The sequence below is a fragment of the Thermithiobacillus tepidarius DSM 3134 genome (assembly GCF_000423825.1).
GTDB classification, from domain to species: Bacteria; Pseudomonadota; Gammaproteobacteria; order Acidithiobacillales; family Thermithiobacillaceae; genus Thermithiobacillus; species Thermithiobacillus tepidarius.
Genome location: NZ_AUIS01000006.1, coordinates 63,297 through 76,966, shown reverse-complemented (window position 1 = coordinate 76,966; position 13,670 = coordinate 63,297). Strand labels below are relative to the sequence as shown.

Sequence of the window (13,670 nt, the reverse complement as noted above, 5' to 3'; positions counted from 1 at the left end):
ACGGTCGCCTTTGCGTAGCCGTCCGCTGGCGGGAAAGCCGCTCGTGTGCGTCGCCAAGCAGCCGCTAGTCGTAGCCCCACAAGGCATGCACATCGATGGGGAGCAGGTTGTCGGTGAGCTGCATCTCCTCGATCGTGTAGCGGTCCAGGCTGCAGTCCCGGCGGCCAGGCCGGGCATACCATTCACCCTGCGGTCCGAGTACGCTGTAGGCGATCGGCGCCGTGGACTCGCGGCCGCGGCGCACGACGATCGCCGTTTCCCCGTTCCGCAGCCGCACCATGGCGCCCGGCGGGAAAACCCCGATTTCCTTGATGAAAATCAGCGCAAGCTGCTCATCGATCTCCTTGCCCCGCAACAGGAAGATTTCCCGCAGCGCGTCCCGGGCTGGCTTCGGACCTCGGATGGCCCGCGGCGAGACCATGGCCGAGTAGGTGTCGGCCAGGTTCACGATGCGCGCCTCCTCCGCAAGCTCCTGTCCGCGCAATCCTTGCGGGTAGCCGCTGCCGTCGATTTTCTCATGATGCTGGGCGACGATGCGCAGCCAGTGTGCGTCATCGATGCCGGCCATCTGGAGCATGGCCACGCCGAGGGCGGGATGATCCCGGATCTGGCGGCGCTGGGACCCGTCGAGCGGAACCTTCTGCGTGGAAAGCAGCGCCTGCAACTCCAACATGGCCACGTTGGCCGTCAGGGCCGCCGCCAGGATGGTGCGCCGGTCTTCGGCGGAGTACCCGAGGCGCGTGGCGACCAACTCGCACAGCAGGGCCACATGGATGGGGTGGATCACGACATAGGGGTGTTCATGGCAAAGATGCACCGCACCCAAAACCGCGTCGGCGTCTTCCGCGCACAGGTGCTGGATTTCCTCGCCGAGGGACAGGACGCCGGCCGGCCCGGTGCCGCGCACGCCGGCACCGATGTCGCGGAACTGCTGCTGCAGGCTGCGGCACAAATCCCCCAGTCGCTGGAAGGGATCCGCCTTCTTGTGCGGGAGCGCCGGCGAGGCGGACGGCTGCCCGCGTTCCGCCCGATAAAGCCCGCGGCTCAACAACCCGCGCAGTTGGCTCTCGCTGGCCACAATGGCCCCTTTCGGGAGGAGCAATCGTCCATGCTGGTCGTAGGCGGACCACGGCAGCACGCAACCGACCCCGATCTCGCCGGGCTTTACGCGGATAGTTTCCATGGCAACCCACCCCGTGCAGACAGCGCAGCATGACGCTAAGGTCCAGATTTTCTTGTGCTTAGTAGCATAAGTGGTGTGCGGATCAAAGCGCATAGGCCTAAGGTCGCAACCGCGTGCCGCTGGCTTGTCGGCCGAGCGTGGCCCGTGCGCCGCATCCATGCGGCATGTGCGGGGAGCGGCGGCGTGCCGGCCGTGGCCGGGGCGGGACGGATTTGTCGTTGAAATCCTGTCCCCGCAAAGGCAAGATTGTGAGATGATAACGACAACCCACCCGCCGCACGCGGCCTTCCGGCCTTGGCGTGTTGCGCGTGAGACTCATGCGATGCACAACCTACTTTGCGACGTGCGGTACCGGAGCCTATGCAGAACAAGCTGATCTTATTGGTGGAAGACAATCCGGATGACGAGGCGCTGACGTTGCGGGCGCTGAAGAAGAGCAATCTGGCCAACACCGTGGACGTGGTGCGGGACGGGGTGGAGGCGCTGGACTATTTGTTTGGGACGGGGGCCTATGCCGGGCAGGAGAACGGGTTGCTGCCGCAGGTGGTGCTTTTGGATCTGAAGCTGCCGAAGATGACCGGGCTGGAGGTGCTCAAGCGGCTGCGCGCCCATGAGCGCACGCGGCTGCTGCCGGTGGTGGTGCTGACCACCTCCAACGAGGAGCGGGATCTGATCGAGAGCTACAGCCTGGGCGCCAACAGCTACATCCGCAAGCCGGTGGACTTCGCCCAATTCATGGAAGCCGTCCGCCAACTCGGCCTCTACTGGCTCGTCCTCAACGAGCCGTGCCCGCGTCTGGGAGCATGAGATGAGCAAACCGCTGCGCGTCCTGGTAGTCGAGGATTCCGAGGACGACACGGCGCTGATCCTGCGGGAGCTGCGCCGCGGCGGCTATGTGCCGGACGCCGAGCGGGTGGACACGATGGAAGCCATGCGCGACGCCCTCGCCCGGCGGGAGTGGGACGTCATCATCACCGACTTCAACCTGCCGCGATTCAGCGCCATCGCCGCGCTGGAGTTGCTCAAGGCGAGCGGACAGGATCTGCCCTTCCTCATCGTTTCCGGCACCATCGGCGAGGACCTCGCGGTGGCGGCCATGAAGGCCGGCGCCCACGACTATCTCAAAAAGGACAACCTGGCCAGGCTGGTGCCCGCCATCGAGCGGGAGTTGCGCGAAGCGGAGGAGCGGCGCGCGCGCCGGCAGGCGGAAGAAGCCTTGCGCGAGCGCGAGGAAAAGTACCGCTTGCTGTTCAACAACGCCTACGACGCCATTTTCCTGAACGCCGTCGGCGAGGACGGCAGCCTGAGCAACTTCCTGGAAGTCAACGACGTCGCCTGCCAGCGCATGGGCTACGGCCGCGAGGAGCTGCTGGGCAAGCAGCCCTGCGACGTGGTGGACGAGGAAAGCGCCCAGAAGATGATGGGGGTGATGCGCGAGCTGCTGCGCCAGGGCCACACCACCTTCGAGATGACCCTGACCAGCAAGGGCGGCATGCGCATTCCCGTGGAGATCAGCGCCCACGTCTTTCCCCTGGGCGGGTCCCGGGTGGTCCTGTCCATCGCCCGCGACATCACCGAACGCAAGCGGGCCGAGGAGATCATCTGGCACCAGGCCTACCACGACGCCCTCACCGGCCTGCCCAACCGCGTGCTGTTCAAGGACCGCCTGGAACAAGCCCTGGCCTACGCCCACCGCCATCAGCAGATGCTGTCGGTGATCTTCCTCGACCTGGACCGCTTCAAGACCATCAACGACACCCTCGGCCACAGCGTGGGCGACCAGCTGCTGCAGGCGGTGGCCTACCGGCTGACCAAGTGCGTGCGCGAGGAGGACACCGTCGCCCGCATGGGCGGCGACGAGTTCACCCTGATCCTGCCCGAAGTCACCCATGTGGAGGACGCCGCCAAGATCGCCCAAAAGCTGATCGATGCCCTGAAGCCGCCTTTCTACATCGACGGCTATGAGCTCTACACCTCCACCAGCATCGGCATCGCCTTCTATCCCACCGACGGCGAGGAACCCGAGACCCTGCTGAAGAACGCCGATACCGCCATGTACCGGGCCAAGGACCAGGGGCGCAACAACTTCCAGCTCTATGCCGCGGAGATGAATTCCCTGTCCTTCGAGCGCCTGGCCCTGGGCAACATGCTGCGCAAGGCGCTGGATCAGGAGGAGCTGCTGGTGCACTACCAGCCCCAGGTGGACCTGGACAGCGGCGAGATCTTCGGCATGGAGGCGTTGGTGCGCTGGCAGCATCCCGAGCTGGGGCTGATCTCGCCCCTGCAGTTCATCTCCCTGGCCGAGGAGACCGGGCTCATCGGTGCCCTGGGCGAATGGGTGCTGCGCACCGCCTGCGCGCAGAACAAGGCTTGGCAGCTCGCCGGCATGCCGCCGCTGCGGGTGGCGGTCAATCTGTCCGCGCGTCAGTTCAAGCACACGCCGCTCATCGACACCGTGGCGCATGTGCTGGAGGACACCGGGCTCGATCCCCAGTACCTGGAGCTGGAACTGACCGAGAGCATTGTGGCGGAGAACGTGGAGGCGACCATCACCACCCTGCGCGACCTCAAGGCCATGGGCGTGCAGCTGTCCATCGACGACTTCGGTACCGGCTACTCCTCCCTGAGCTACCTCAAGCGCTTCCCGCTGGACATGCTCAAGATCGACCAGTCCTTCGTGCACCACATCAATACCGACGCCGACGATGCCGCCATCGTGACCGCCGTGATCACCCTGGCGCACAGCCTGAAGCTGAAGGTGATCGCCGAGGGCGTGCAGACGGAAGAGCAGTTGACCTTCCTGCGGGCCCAGCGCTGCGACAAGGTGCAGGGCAACCTGTTCAGCAAGCCCTTGACGGCGGAAGAATTCGGCAAGCTCCTGCACAAGAAAAAAGAAGAACGCTGGGACGGCCTGCTGACGAAAGGCGTGTCCTACGGCTGAGCAGGCCCGGCCTGCGTGCCGCCTCGAGCGCTGCTCCTCTGCAGTCCTGTCGTCCAAGTGTCGGCATTTTGACGATATTGGACTATCTACATGACAACGATAAAGCCAGAGACGGGTGGAAATGCGGATCCTGATTGTTGATGACGATGCCGACAGCCTGCTCCTGCTGCAGCACATCCTGCGGGCGGCGGGCTACGGCGACGTGAGCGTGGCCGCTTCGGCCGGGGAGGCGCTGCAGCTGCTGGGCCTGACGGATGGCGGCAGCGGCGGGATGGATGTGGACGTCATTCTGATGGACATCATCATGCCCGAGATGGACGGCATCGAGGCCTGCCGCCGCATCAAGGGCCATGAGCGATTCCGCGACGTGCCGGTGATCATGGTCACGGCCCGCACCGAGTCCCGGGATCTGGAGGCCGCTTTCGCCGCCGGCGCGACGGACTACATCACCAAGCCCTTCAACAAGGTGGAACTGCTGGCGCGGCTGCGTTCGGCGCTGGCATTGAAGCAGGAGCGCGACTGGCGCAAGGCGCGGGAGCGGGAGCTGCTGGATGTCTCGCTGCAGCTGAAAGCCGCCAACGAGGCGTTGCAACGCCTGTCCTGCCAGGACGGCCTGACCGGCATTGCCAACCGCCGCCATTTCGACGAGACCTTCCGCAGCGAATGGCGCCGGGCGGTGCGGGACCATCTGCCGCTGTCCTTCATTCTGATCGACATCGACTACTTCAAGACCTTCAACGACGTCTATGGCCACCAGGCGGGCGACGCCTGCCTGCAGCAGGTGGCGCAGACCCTGGTCGCCTCCTTGTCCCGCCCCGGCGATCTGGTGGCCCGCTACGGCGGCGAGGAGTTCGCCGTCATCCTGTCGGACACCAACGCCCAGGGCGCCGCCGTCGTCGCGGAAACGCTGCGCACGCAAATCGAGCGGCTGGGCATTCCCCACCAGCACTCGGCCGCCGGCCGCATCGTCACCATCAGCCTGGGCGTCGCCACCGCCACGCCCAACGGCCATCGGCGCCCGGAATCGCTCATCGCCGCCGCCGACGAGGCGCTGTACCGGGCCAAGGCGCTGGGGCGCAACCGGGTGGAGGTGGCGCGCTCACCGGCCCGCCGGCAACGGAGCAAGGTTGACACCCTCTCCTGAGCAGCCCGGCGCGCCCATCGTGGTGCAGGTGGACGAGGCCTTGGCCCCCATCGTGCCTGCCTACCTGGACAACCGCCGCCGCGACCTGCCGGCCATGCGCGCGGCCTTGGCGCGCGCGGACTTCGAAGCCGTTGCCCTGCTGGCGCACCGCATGAAGGGCACGGGGCAGGGCTACGGCTTCAGCGCCATCAGCGGGATCGGCGCCCGCCTGGAAAAAGCGGCGCAGGCGCAGGATGCGCCCAGCGTGGCGGACTGCCTGGACGAGCTCGAAGATTATTTGGCCCGCATCGAGGTGGTCTACGGGGCGGAGAACTGAGCGGCCCGTGGCGGGGCTTGCCGCGCGTTGGCCATGGTCGTGGGCCGCAGGCAAGGTCTTCAATCGCGAGCCAGCTCGCTCCTACAGCCCAAATGCCGCATCCGGGTGCAGAAATGGTACCGGTGGCGTGTGCCTTGCCCTCAGTCCAAAACGCCGCGTCCGGCTGTAGGAGCGAGCTGGCTCGCGATAAACAGAACCGCCACCTTGGCGGTGCTTGGCTGCCGTCGAGGCATCATGGTGCCACGCTTGCATGGAAGCAGCTAACCGCTGAGCTCCCCGTGCTCGTCGATGTAGCGTCTGGCCCGTTCGTGACGTCGTCCGGAATCTCGCTCCAGAACAGCAGCTGATACTTGTAGCCCTGGCAGTGCTCCGCGTTCAGGCGAATGAGCTCGTCCACCGGATGGCGGTCGAGCACGTCGTTGACGATGTACCAGTTGCTGTCGTAATCGCGGCCTTCGTACTTCCACCTGTAAACGACGAAGTATTTCATCGCGCACCCCGTCTTGGGCAAGCCGGTTCCGGCCGGGCAGCGAGGGCGCCGCGCCTTGCCGGGCCATGCCAATAGTCACCGGCAAAGCGACGGCCCATGCCGTGCTTCGCCTGGCTGAAAGCGGACTCGCCCGCGCCGGGCCTTCAGGAGTGGAGCAGGCCGCGCCTGCTCCGGGGCTGCCGGCCGGCGGCCGCAGCGGGCCGGAGTGGCGGGGTGAGGGCGTGGTGAAAGCGGTCGAAGCCGCGTTCCTTGCCGCACTTGATGCATACGTAGCGGGAGTCGCCGAGCCGGTAGCGGAGATCGGGGACGTGCGACTGCGCCCAGTCGTGACTGCAAAAGAGCCGCTTCAAGGATTTTCGCATCACTTCCCCCTCAAGGGTTTTTACGGACTTTAAAATTCATCTTATCCCAAGTCCGGAATACCGCTATCCATCTTAAGTTCCAAGCTTGCCGCTCCCGGCCATCCATCAACTCCGGATGGAACTCCGGGCATGCCATGGGCTCGAAATGGACATGACCTCCTCAGATCGATGCTTCCACACGCAGCGCGCTGCTGCAATTCCAGCCAAATGGAGTACTCCATGGAGCCAGCGGGAATCCTGGTCATAGACAAGCATGGCCGGCGCGGCACGGTGGACTCGGAGCCGCAGGCCCTGGGCGCCACCCGGGCGGCGCTCCTGGTCAAGCTGGAGAGCGGCCAGCGGATACTGGTGCCGGCCGATGCGCTGATTCTGCGGGACGACGGCAACTACGCCGTACCCTTCGGCTTCGCCGAACTGCAGTCCCCGGCCAAAGCCGAAACTGCCGCCGACGGCGAAGCCAGCGTGCTGCCCGTGATCGAGGAACAGTTGCGCATCCACAAGCGGACCCGGGCCAATGGCGGCGTGCGCGTGCACAAGACGGTGCACGAACGCGAGGCGGAGGTGGAGGAACCGATCCTGCGGGAGGACGTCCAAATCGAACACGTGGCCGTCAACCGCATCGTGGACAGTGCGCCGGCACCGCGCCAGGAAGGCGATACCCTGGTGATCCCGCTCTTGGAAGAAGTGCTGGTGGTGGAAAAGCGCATCATGTTGCGCGAGGAGCTGCGCATCACCAAGTGCCGGCATCAGCAGCAGCATGCCCAGCGGGTCACGTTGCGGCGCGAGGAGGTCACGATCGAGCCCCTCCGCGGTCGGGAAGGGGATGGCTGACAGCAGTAACCCGAGCTTACGTAAGCCAGCGCACGCAGCAAGCCTGGCCTGCGCGTCGATGAACGACAGCAAGCAACTACGTAAAGGAGCGAGTTATGGCTAAGACAGTAATCGGTTTTTTCGACAGTCGCACCCAAGCCGAAAGTGCCCAGCAGGACCTGATCAGCAATGGCTTCAGCCGCAGCAGCATCCGCCTCATGGCGGGTGAGGAAGGGGGCCGGGAATACGCTGGCCAGACCCCTGAGACCCACGCCCACGAAGGCTTCATGGATCGCGTCCGGCATTTCCTGGCGGAAATCGGCCTGATGAGCGAAAAGGGCGCTTCCCACGTGTCCGAATCGGAGCATTCGCTCTATGCGGAGGGCATGCGCCGGGGCGGCACCCTGCTGTCGGTGACCACCGATGACGACAGCGCCGATGAGGCCGCCGACATCCTGAGCCGCCACGGCGCGGTGGACATCGATGAGCGGGCGACGGCGTGGCAGGCGGACAGCGCCACGCAGACCGGCGCCACGACCGCCAGCGGCGTCATGGGCGCCAGCGGCACCACGGCGGCGAGCAGCGCGACCGAAGGCGAAACCCGCATTCCGGTGATCGAGGAAGAGCTCAAGGTCGGCAAGCGCGAGGTCGAGCGCGGCGGCGCGCGCGTCTACAGCCACATGACCGAGACCCCGGTGGAAGAGCAGGTGCGCCTGCGCGAGGAACGGGTCGACGTGGAGCGCCGGCCGGTGGACCGCCCGGCCAGCGAGGCGGAGCTGAACGCCTTCCAGGAGGGCACCATGGAGATCCGCACCACGGCGGAAGAGCCGGTGGTCAGCAAGGAGGCCCGCGTGGTGGAGGAAGTCGTCGTCGGCAAGGAGGCCACGGAGCACACGGAAACCATCCGCGGCACCGTGCGCGCCACCGAGGTCGAAGTGGAATCCCTGACCCCCGAGGAGGCGCAGCAGTTCGCCGCGCACGAGAGCGAGTTCCGCAGCGACTTCCAGAACGTCTACTCCAGCCGCGGCATCAGCTACGAGCAACTGCAGCCCGCCTACCGCTACGGCTACCACCTGGGCCTGAATCCGCGCTATCGGGGCAGCGACTGGAGCCAGGTCGAGCCGGAGATCCGGCGCGACTGGGAGGCCCACAACTACGGTCCGTGGGATCGCTTCAAGGACGCCGTCCACTACGCCTGGGACCGCGCCCGCCATCACTGAGGCGGGTCGGCCAACGGCTACACACGGGGGGCTTCGGCCCCCTTCTTCTTGGGGGCATGCCGCAGGCCGCTAGCGTTTTTCGCTTGGCCCGCTCATTGGCTGCCGTACCAGAGCGCCCCAGCCGCCACCAGGGCGACCACCGCCCAGCCCAGGCGATCCACGTAGCGGTGCAGCAGCGCCTCCATGCGCGCGCCGCCCCACGCCATCAGTCCGGCCACCAGAAAAAAGCGCAGGCCGCGGCCGATGACCGAGGCGAGGGTGAAGGGGAAGAGCGCCATCGACAGGGCGCCGGCGGCGATGGTGAACACCTTGTACGGGATCGGCGAGAAGCCGGCCACGAACACCGCCCAGAAGCCCCAGCGCTCGAACCAGGCCACCGCGGTCTGATAAGCCGGCCAGTAATGGCTCTCCCGCAGCCAGGGCAGCACGGCATCCAAGGCAAAATACCCGATCACGTATCCCAGCAAGCCGCCGGCCACCGAAGTCAGCGTGGTCAGCAGCGCCAAATGCCAGGCCCGGCGCGGATTGGCCAGGCACATGGGCGCCAGCATCACGTCAGGCGGCACCGGAAAGAACGAGGATTCGGCAAAACTCAACGCCCCCAGGTACCAGGGCGCACGCGGATGGCGGGACCAGGCCATGGCCCGGCGGTAGAGCGGCGAGAAAAATTTCATGCGGGTCTCGGGGGGAATGAAATCGTCATGGCCGGAAGTGTGCCACAAGCAGTCATTCGGGATAAATGGCTACGGCGAACGGCTTTTCAGAGGATGTGCCCGCCCCTGCGTCGGGGTGGTTTGCCGTTGCTTGCCGCGTTGAAGCTGCATTCGTTCCAGGCTCGCTGACATTGGCGCAGCCGCCCCGCTCGGCAGACGGCTTGGCGGCACGCCGGAAATCATTGGAAGGCGGCCCCTGAGCCGGGGAGGGGGACTGGGCCAGCCTGGACAAAGAACAACCTCCTCGCAGTTTTGGGCCAAGGGCTTGGAGCCCGCACTGTTGAAGAGATGTTTCTCTTTCAATCGACAAATTGGTGGGACGGCAGCCTGCCGGGTTTCCACTCTCTCGGGCGATTCATGCTTGCGCGTGCTTGGCGACCTACAGTTGGCGGCAATGTTCCGAAGCGCTTGTATTCGCAAGTTGCCGCAGCTTCAGTCTTGACGAGAACGGGATTTTTCCGCTCGGTGCGCCAACATCGACTTGCCTGTCGGGAGGAACAGCGCCTTCATGACTCCTGCCAACTTATTCGGGAGGAGACCAAGATGGAAGTCGTGCACCTCAATCAGAGACAACTCGCCGCCCGCTGGAGCGTCAGTGAGGCGACCCTGGAAAGATGGCGCAGCGAAGGGATTGGACCCAAGTTCCTGAAACTGTGCGGCCGAGTTCTTTCCCGGCTTGTCGACATCGAGGCCTATGAAGAGTCCTGTTTGTCGATATCGACCAGCCAGCGCGTTGTCCGCCATTGCGCCAGCTGACGTTGCCAGTCCGCATACACGATATGCCCGCAACACAGCGCCGGTTCGGTTCCAACCCGGAATCGAACCCGCGCCCGTCATGGCCGCGTGGTGTCCAACCGCAGCATCAGCATCAACGGATCGAGCGGCGATGCCTGGAAGCCGTAGTGCTCGTAGAACTGCCTCGCGCGATCGTGAAGGGCATGGACGAGCAACGCCCGCACGCCGGCGTTCTGCGAGACCACCACCGCCCGTTGCACGGCATCCTGAAGCATGGCCCCGCCGAGCTTGTGCCCCTGGGCGCGGGTGTCGACGGCCAGCCGGGCCAGCACCAGGACCGGCACGGGGTCTGGCATGTTGCGGCGAACTGCGCCGGTAGCCAGACGGTGTGCGACCGCCCCCGCAGCCATCGCGTAGTACCCCTGAACGCAGTCGTCTTGATCAACGACCACGAAGGTGCGGCTGGCACCGCTTTGCTGGTTGGCCATTGCCCGACGTGTGAGCCACTCGTCGAGTACCGGCTCTCCGCAGGAAAAGTCGTCAAGACAGTGGGCGGCGGTCAGCGGCTGGGGCGCACTGAGCGACGCACTCATTCCTTGGCCCAGGGGGCCTTCAGCGCCATCAGCCGTTCAAGCCCCGGGTTGGGCGCGGGCGGCGCATCGAGCAGGTCTATGAACTGCTGGAATTTGTCGGCGTCGAGGTTGAAGTAGACCTGATCGAGCAGCACCGCCTGGGCCTTGTCACAGGCGGCTTCGAGCATGAAATCCGAACGGTTCTTGCCCAGGAGCCGGGCGGCGCGGTCGATCAGATCGCGCTGCTCGGGCAATGCCCTCAGGTTGATGGCGGCGTCTCGCATGACTCACTCCCGCATACACGATGTATACACAAATCCTAGAACCGCGTGTAGCCGTTGTCAACACGCGCCTACCTTTTGGCGGTCACTCATACCCCATCTTGAGCGCCTGGGCCTGCTCGGCCAAGGCGTCGAGGGCCTTGTGGCGCTCGGCGTCGATGCACTCCTTGTAGGCGATGACGTCCTGGTAGCGGACGCGGCGATGAGTGCCGATCTTGTGGAACGGGATCTCGCCGCGCTCCAGCAGTTGAACCAGGAACGGCCGCGAGACATTGAGCACGTCCGCCGCCTCCTGTGTCGTGAGCTCGGCATGGATCGGGACGACGGCGACCGCATTGCCTTCACCGATCTCGGTGAGGACGTCGACGAAAAGCCGCAGCGCCGACACCGGGACCCGAACCGAGTGGGCGATGCCCTGGTCGTCGACGATCTCGATATGCTGCGTCTCGGCGTCGGTCAGCAGGTAAGAGGACAGAGCCCGGCCGCTCTCCCGGGCGAGTGCGACCTCCTCTGTCGTGGGCAGCGGGCGGGCGGGTGGGGGCGCCGTCATGGCAGCCTCCTGGGGGGCTTCCATCAAGGTCATGGCGAGCAGCATAAACGAAATATCCGAAACGACGAACCATGGATCGGTTTGCCTGCAAACCCAAATGGACATCCACTTACACCCATTCCTGAAGCGTGTGGCGTGTCTCCTCGTCTTCCATGCGGCGAATGGTGCCACTATCACCGCATATTACGCGGTGAATAACTTGCCAATGCGGAGAATGTGACCGATAATCTCCGCATGAACAGCGGCGATTGCAAGTACATCTGGCAGGCTGACGACTGGCCCAAGTGGCGCTACGACCTGGCGGCCCTGGCCGGCCCCTTGGCCGAGGTCAGCCGCGCCCAAGGTCTGCTGATGGGGCGCCTGGCTGACGTCGGCAGGCCAAAGCGCGACCAGGCGAGCCTCTCGGCCTTGACCTCCGACGTGGTCAAGACCAGCGAGATCGAGGGCGAACGGCTCGACGTCGAGTCCGTGCGTTCGAGCATCGCGCGTCGCTTGGGTGTGGACATCGGCGCCCTGGCGCCGGTGGATCGACATGTCGAGGGCGTGGTCGAGATGGTGCTCGACGCCACGGCCAACTGCGCGGCCCCGGTCACCCGCGAGCGCTTGTTCGGTTGGCACGCGGCGCTCTTCCCAACCGGCTACTCAGGCCTCTCCAAGATCAAGGTCGGCGGTTGGCGGGACGATGCCAGCGGTCCGATGCAGGTGGTGTCCGGCCCCATCGGCCGGCAGCGCGTGCATTTCGAAGCGCCGCCGGCCGACCGCCTGAAGGCCGAGACGAGTCGTTTTCTCGAATGGATCAATACCAAAACTGGCGAGCCGCCGCTCATCAAGGCTGGCCTCGCCCATCTGTGGTTCGTGACCCTGCACCCCTTCGACGACGGCAACGGCCGCATCGCCCGTGCCATCGGCGATCTGCTGCTGGCCCGTGCCGACGGCAGCCCACAGCGCTTCTACAGCCTTTCGGCGCAGATCCAGCGCGAGCGCAATGCCTACTACGACATCCTGGAGCGCACCCAGAAAGGCACGCTCGACGTCACCGAGTGGCTCGCCTGGTTCCTCGATACCTTGCACCGCGCGGTCGACCTGGCCCAGCACACCCTCGATGCCGTGCTTGCCAAGGCGCGGTTCTGGCAGCGCTTTGCCGGTATGCCGATGAACGAACGGCAGGTGAAGCTGCTCAACCGCTTGCTCGACGGCTTCGAAGGGAAGCTCACCACCAGCAAGTGGGCGGCCATCGCCAAATGCTCGCCGGACACGGCGCTACGCGACATCAATGAGCTGCTGGCCCACGGTGTGTTGCGCAAATCCGCAGCCGGCGGGCGCTCTACCTCCTACGAGTTGAACGATCCGCCGTCGGCGTGAATGCCCCTCGGAACGACTTGGCTCCCCAGCGGAACAGCGCCTTCATGGATTCCTGCCAACTCATTCGGAAGGAGATCAAAATGGAAGTCGTTCATCTCAATCAGAAGCAACTGGCCGTCCGCGGGGGTGTCAGCGAGGCCCGGCTTCCGCGCTGGCGCAGCAGGGGATCGGCCCCAGGTTCCTGAAGCTCTGCGGCCGGGTGCTCTACCGCCAGATCGACATCGAAGCCTGTGAGGCAGCGTGTCTGTCGACCTCGATCAAGAGCCGTGGCACGCGGGTGAGCGCGGAGTGAACCGTGTTGCGTTTTGTCGGTAGATATTACAGGTGATGGCGACTCGGAACGCTCGCCTGAGGCGCGAAAGTCCCCGCGAACACGCGGGAGTGCGCAAAGAAAAAGGCCAACCGAGAACGGTTGACCTTTATATATTGGTGGTGGGGTGGCAGCCTGCGCCAAACTGCGTTCATACTACACAATCGAAGCGTTGCCGGCCAGCGCGAGCGCCTGCGGGTTCAAGCGGATAGCGCCGGTCATCGCTTTTCCTCCTGCCATCCGTCAGTCAGTTTGTCTCCCGGATTGGGTGGCAGTCTCGGCTTCTCAACCGGTCTGGTTTGCTACCCAGTTCGATTCCCGAGTCTGCAACCGAACCCACGTCCGATGGTTGGATGGCCGTTGGCTTCCGCGGCGAACAGCGCCGTCATGGACTCCTGCCAACTCGTTCGGAAGGAGACCAAGATGGAAGTCGTTCATCTCAACCAGAAGCAACTGGCCACCCGCTGGGGTGTCAGCGAGGCCACGCTGGAGCGCTGGCGCAGCGAGGGGATCGGCCCCAAGTTCCTGAAGCTCTGCGGCCGCGTCCTCTACCGCCAGATCGACATCGAAGCCTACGAGGCGTCGTGTCTGGCGACCTCGACCAAGTGCCGTGACGCGCGGGCAAGCGCAGAGTGATGCGTGTTGCGTTTTGTCGGTAATCGTCTTCAAGTAAAGGCGATT

At 65.1% G+C, this 13,670-nt stretch carries 16 protein-coding genes; 9 read left to right on the top strand and 7 right to left on the bottom strand.

Annotation, left to right across the window (positions count from 1 at the left end):
* Positions 1-64: 64 nt before the first annotated feature.
* Positions 65-1,183 (bottom strand): HD-GYP domain-containing protein, encoded by a 1,119-nt coding sequence (locus tag G579_RS18090; RefSeq protein WP_162142968.1) that lies wholly within the window; start codon positions 1,181-1,183, stop codon positions 65-67.
* A gap of 360 nt (positions 1,184-1,543) precedes the next feature.
* Between G579_RS18090 and G579_RS0104055 the strand changes: the two genes are divergently transcribed.
* From G579_RS0104055 to G579_RS0104040, 4 genes are all read left to right on the top strand, one after another.
* Positions 1,544-1,990: a response regulator gene (locus G579_RS0104055; RefSeq protein WP_038018079.1), complete on the top strand. Its 447-nt coding sequence runs from the start codon at positions 1,544-1,546 to the stop codon at positions 1,988-1,990.
* Position 1,991: 1 nt separating this feature from the next.
* On the top strand, positions 1,992-4,124 hold the full coding sequence (locus tag G579_RS15745) for a putative bifunctional diguanylate cyclase/phosphodiesterase (RefSeq protein WP_051180813.1): 2,133 nt from the start codon (positions 1,992-1,994) through the stop codon (positions 4,122-4,124).
* 121 nt (positions 4,125-4,245) lie between these two features.
* Positions 4,246-5,268, top strand: a complete 1,023-nt coding sequence (locus G579_RS15740; RefSeq protein ID WP_051180812.1) for a GGDEF domain-containing protein — start codon at positions 4,246-4,248, stop codon at positions 5,266-5,268.
* Entirely contained in the window at positions 5,252-5,584 is a 333-nt protein-coding gene (locus G579_RS0104040; RefSeq protein ID WP_051180811.1) for an Hpt domain-containing protein, read from the top strand. The genes G579_RS15740 and G579_RS0104040 overlap by 17 nt, the downstream gene beginning before the upstream one ends.
* 232 nt (positions 5,585-5,816) lie before the next feature.
* Here the strand turns inward: G579_RS0104040 and G579_RS0104035 are convergent, their stop codons facing one another.
* A complete protein-coding gene (locus G579_RS0104035; protein WP_155989735.1) occupies positions 5,817-6,074 on the bottom strand; it encodes a hypothetical protein in 258 nt (85 codons plus the stop codon).
* Positions 6,075-6,217: 143 nt separating this feature from the next.
* The gene (locus G579_RS0104030) at positions 6,218-6,436 is read right to left on the bottom strand and encodes a hypothetical protein (RefSeq protein WP_028989149.1); all 219 of its coding nucleotides are present in this window, start codon (positions 6,434-6,436) and stop codon (positions 6,218-6,220) included.
* A gap of 219 nt (positions 6,437-6,655) precedes the next feature.
* Here G579_RS0104030 and G579_RS0104025 point away from each other — a divergent pair, with 219 nt between their 5' ends.
* Both G579_RS0104025 and G579_RS15735 read left to right on the top strand, forming a co-directional pair.
* Positions 6,656-7,267 (top strand): YsnF/AvaK domain-containing protein, encoded by a 612-nt coding sequence (locus G579_RS0104025; RefSeq protein WP_081662570.1) that lies wholly within the window; start codon positions 6,656-6,658, stop codon positions 7,265-7,267.
* 95 nt (positions 7,268-7,362) lie between these two features.
* A complete protein-coding gene (locus tag G579_RS15735) occupies positions 7,363-8,466 on the top strand; it encodes a YsnF/AvaK domain-containing protein (RefSeq protein ID WP_051180810.1) in 1,104 nt (367 codons plus the stop codon).
* A 92-nt stretch (positions 8,467-8,558) separates the two neighbouring features.
* On the opposite strand, the gene G579_RS0104015 is transcribed toward G579_RS15735, so the two are convergent.
* Positions 8,559-9,140, bottom strand: coding sequence for a YqaA family protein (locus G579_RS0104015; protein ID WP_028989147.1), 582 nt, complete (start codon positions 9,138-9,140; stop codon positions 8,559-8,561).
* A 582-nt stretch (positions 9,141-9,722) separates the two neighbouring features.
* Here G579_RS0104015 and G579_RS0104010 point away from each other — a divergent pair.
* Positions 9,723-9,935, top strand: coding sequence for a helix-turn-helix transcriptional regulator (locus G579_RS0104010; RefSeq protein ID WP_028989146.1), 213 nt, complete (start codon positions 9,723-9,725; stop codon positions 9,933-9,935).
* Between the two features lie 77 nt (positions 9,936-10,012).
* On the opposite strand, the gene G579_RS0104005 is transcribed toward G579_RS0104010, so the two are convergent.
* From G579_RS0104005 to G579_RS0103995, 3 genes are all read right to left on the bottom strand, one after another.
* Positions 10,013-10,507, bottom strand: coding sequence for a GNAT family N-acetyltransferase (locus G579_RS0104005; RefSeq protein ID WP_028989145.1), 495 nt, complete (start codon positions 10,505-10,507; stop codon positions 10,013-10,015).
* Complete coding sequence (locus tag G579_RS0104000; RefSeq protein ID WP_028989144.1) at positions 10,504-10,770, bottom strand: type II toxin-antitoxin system TacA family antitoxin; 267 nt, start codon at positions 10,768-10,770, stop codon at positions 10,504-10,506. The genes G579_RS0104005 and G579_RS0104000 overlap by 4 nt, the downstream gene beginning before the upstream one ends.
* An 82-nt stretch (positions 10,771-10,852) precedes the next feature.
* Complete coding sequence (locus G579_RS0103995) at positions 10,853-11,362, bottom strand: helix-turn-helix domain-containing protein (RefSeq protein WP_230973785.1); 510 nt, start codon at positions 11,360-11,362, stop codon at positions 10,853-10,855.
* A 171-nt stretch (positions 11,363-11,533) separates the two neighbouring features.
* On the opposite strand from G579_RS0103995, the gene G579_RS0103990 reads away from it, so the two are divergent.
* Positions 11,534-12,679 carry a Fic family protein gene (locus G579_RS0103990; protein ID WP_230973784.1) on the top strand — a complete coding sequence of 382 codons (1,146 nt, stop codon included), beginning with the start codon at positions 11,534-11,536 and terminating at the stop codon, positions 12,677-12,679.
* A 733-nt stretch (positions 12,680-13,412) separates the two neighbouring features.
* Positions 13,413-13,625 (top strand): helix-turn-helix transcriptional regulator, encoded by a 213-nt coding sequence (locus tag G579_RS0103985; RefSeq protein WP_028989141.1) that lies wholly within the window; start codon positions 13,413-13,415, stop codon positions 13,623-13,625.
* Positions 13,626-13,670: the final 45 nt, after the last annotated feature.

Excerpts from the sequence above, each read along its gene's own strand:
- G579_RS18090 (WP_162142968.1), bottom strand. The coding sequence starts at position 1,183 with ATGGAAACTATCCGCGTAAAGCCCGGCGAGATCGGGGTCGGTTGCGTG.
- G579_RS0104055 (WP_038018079.1), top strand. The coding sequence starts at position 1,544 with ATGCAGAACAAGCTGATCTTATTGGTGGAAGACAATCCGGATGACGAG.
- G579_RS15745 (WP_051180813.1), top strand. The coding sequence starts at position 1,992 with ATGAGCAAACCGCTGCGCGTCCTGGTAGTCGAGGATTCCGAGGACGAC.
- G579_RS15740 (WP_051180812.1), top strand. The coding sequence starts at position 4,246 with ATGCGGATCCTGATTGTTGATGACGATGCCGACAGCCTGCTCCTGCTG.
- G579_RS0104035 (WP_155989735.1), bottom strand. The coding sequence starts at position 6,074 with ATGAAATACTTCGTCGTTTACAGGTGGAAGTACGAAGGCCGCGATTAC.
- G579_RS0104030 (WP_028989149.1), bottom strand. The coding sequence starts at position 6,436 with ATGCGAAAATCCTTGAAGCGGCTCTTTTGCAGTCACGACTGGGCGCAG.
- G579_RS0104025 (WP_081662570.1), top strand. The coding sequence starts at position 6,656 with ATGGAGCCAGCGGGAATCCTGGTCATAGACAAGCATGGCCGGCGCGGC.
- G579_RS15735 (WP_051180810.1), top strand. The coding sequence starts at position 7,363 with ATGGCTAAGACAGTAATCGGTTTTTTCGACAGTCGCACCCAAGCCGAA.
- G579_RS0104015 (WP_028989147.1), bottom strand. The coding sequence starts at position 9,140 with ATGAAATTTTTCTCGCCGCTCTACCGCCGGGCCATGGCCTGGTCCCGC.
- G579_RS0104010 (WP_028989146.1), top strand. The coding sequence starts at position 9,723 with ATGGAAGTCGTGCACCTCAATCAGAGACAACTCGCCGCCCGCTGGAGC.
- G579_RS0104005 (WP_028989145.1), bottom strand. The coding sequence starts at position 10,507 with ATGAGTGCGTCGCTCAGTGCGCCCCAGCCGCTGACCGCCGCCCACTGT.
- G579_RS0104000 (WP_028989144.1), bottom strand. The coding sequence starts at position 10,770 with ATGCGAGACGCCGCCATCAACCTGAGGGCATTGCCCGAGCAGCGCGAT.
- G579_RS0103995 (WP_230973785.1), bottom strand. The coding sequence starts at position 11,362 with ATGCTGCTCGCCATGACCTTGATGGAAGCCCCCCAGGAGGCTGCCATG.
- G579_RS0103985 (WP_028989141.1), top strand. The coding sequence starts at position 13,413 with ATGGAAGTCGTTCATCTCAACCAGAAGCAACTGGCCACCCGCTGGGGT.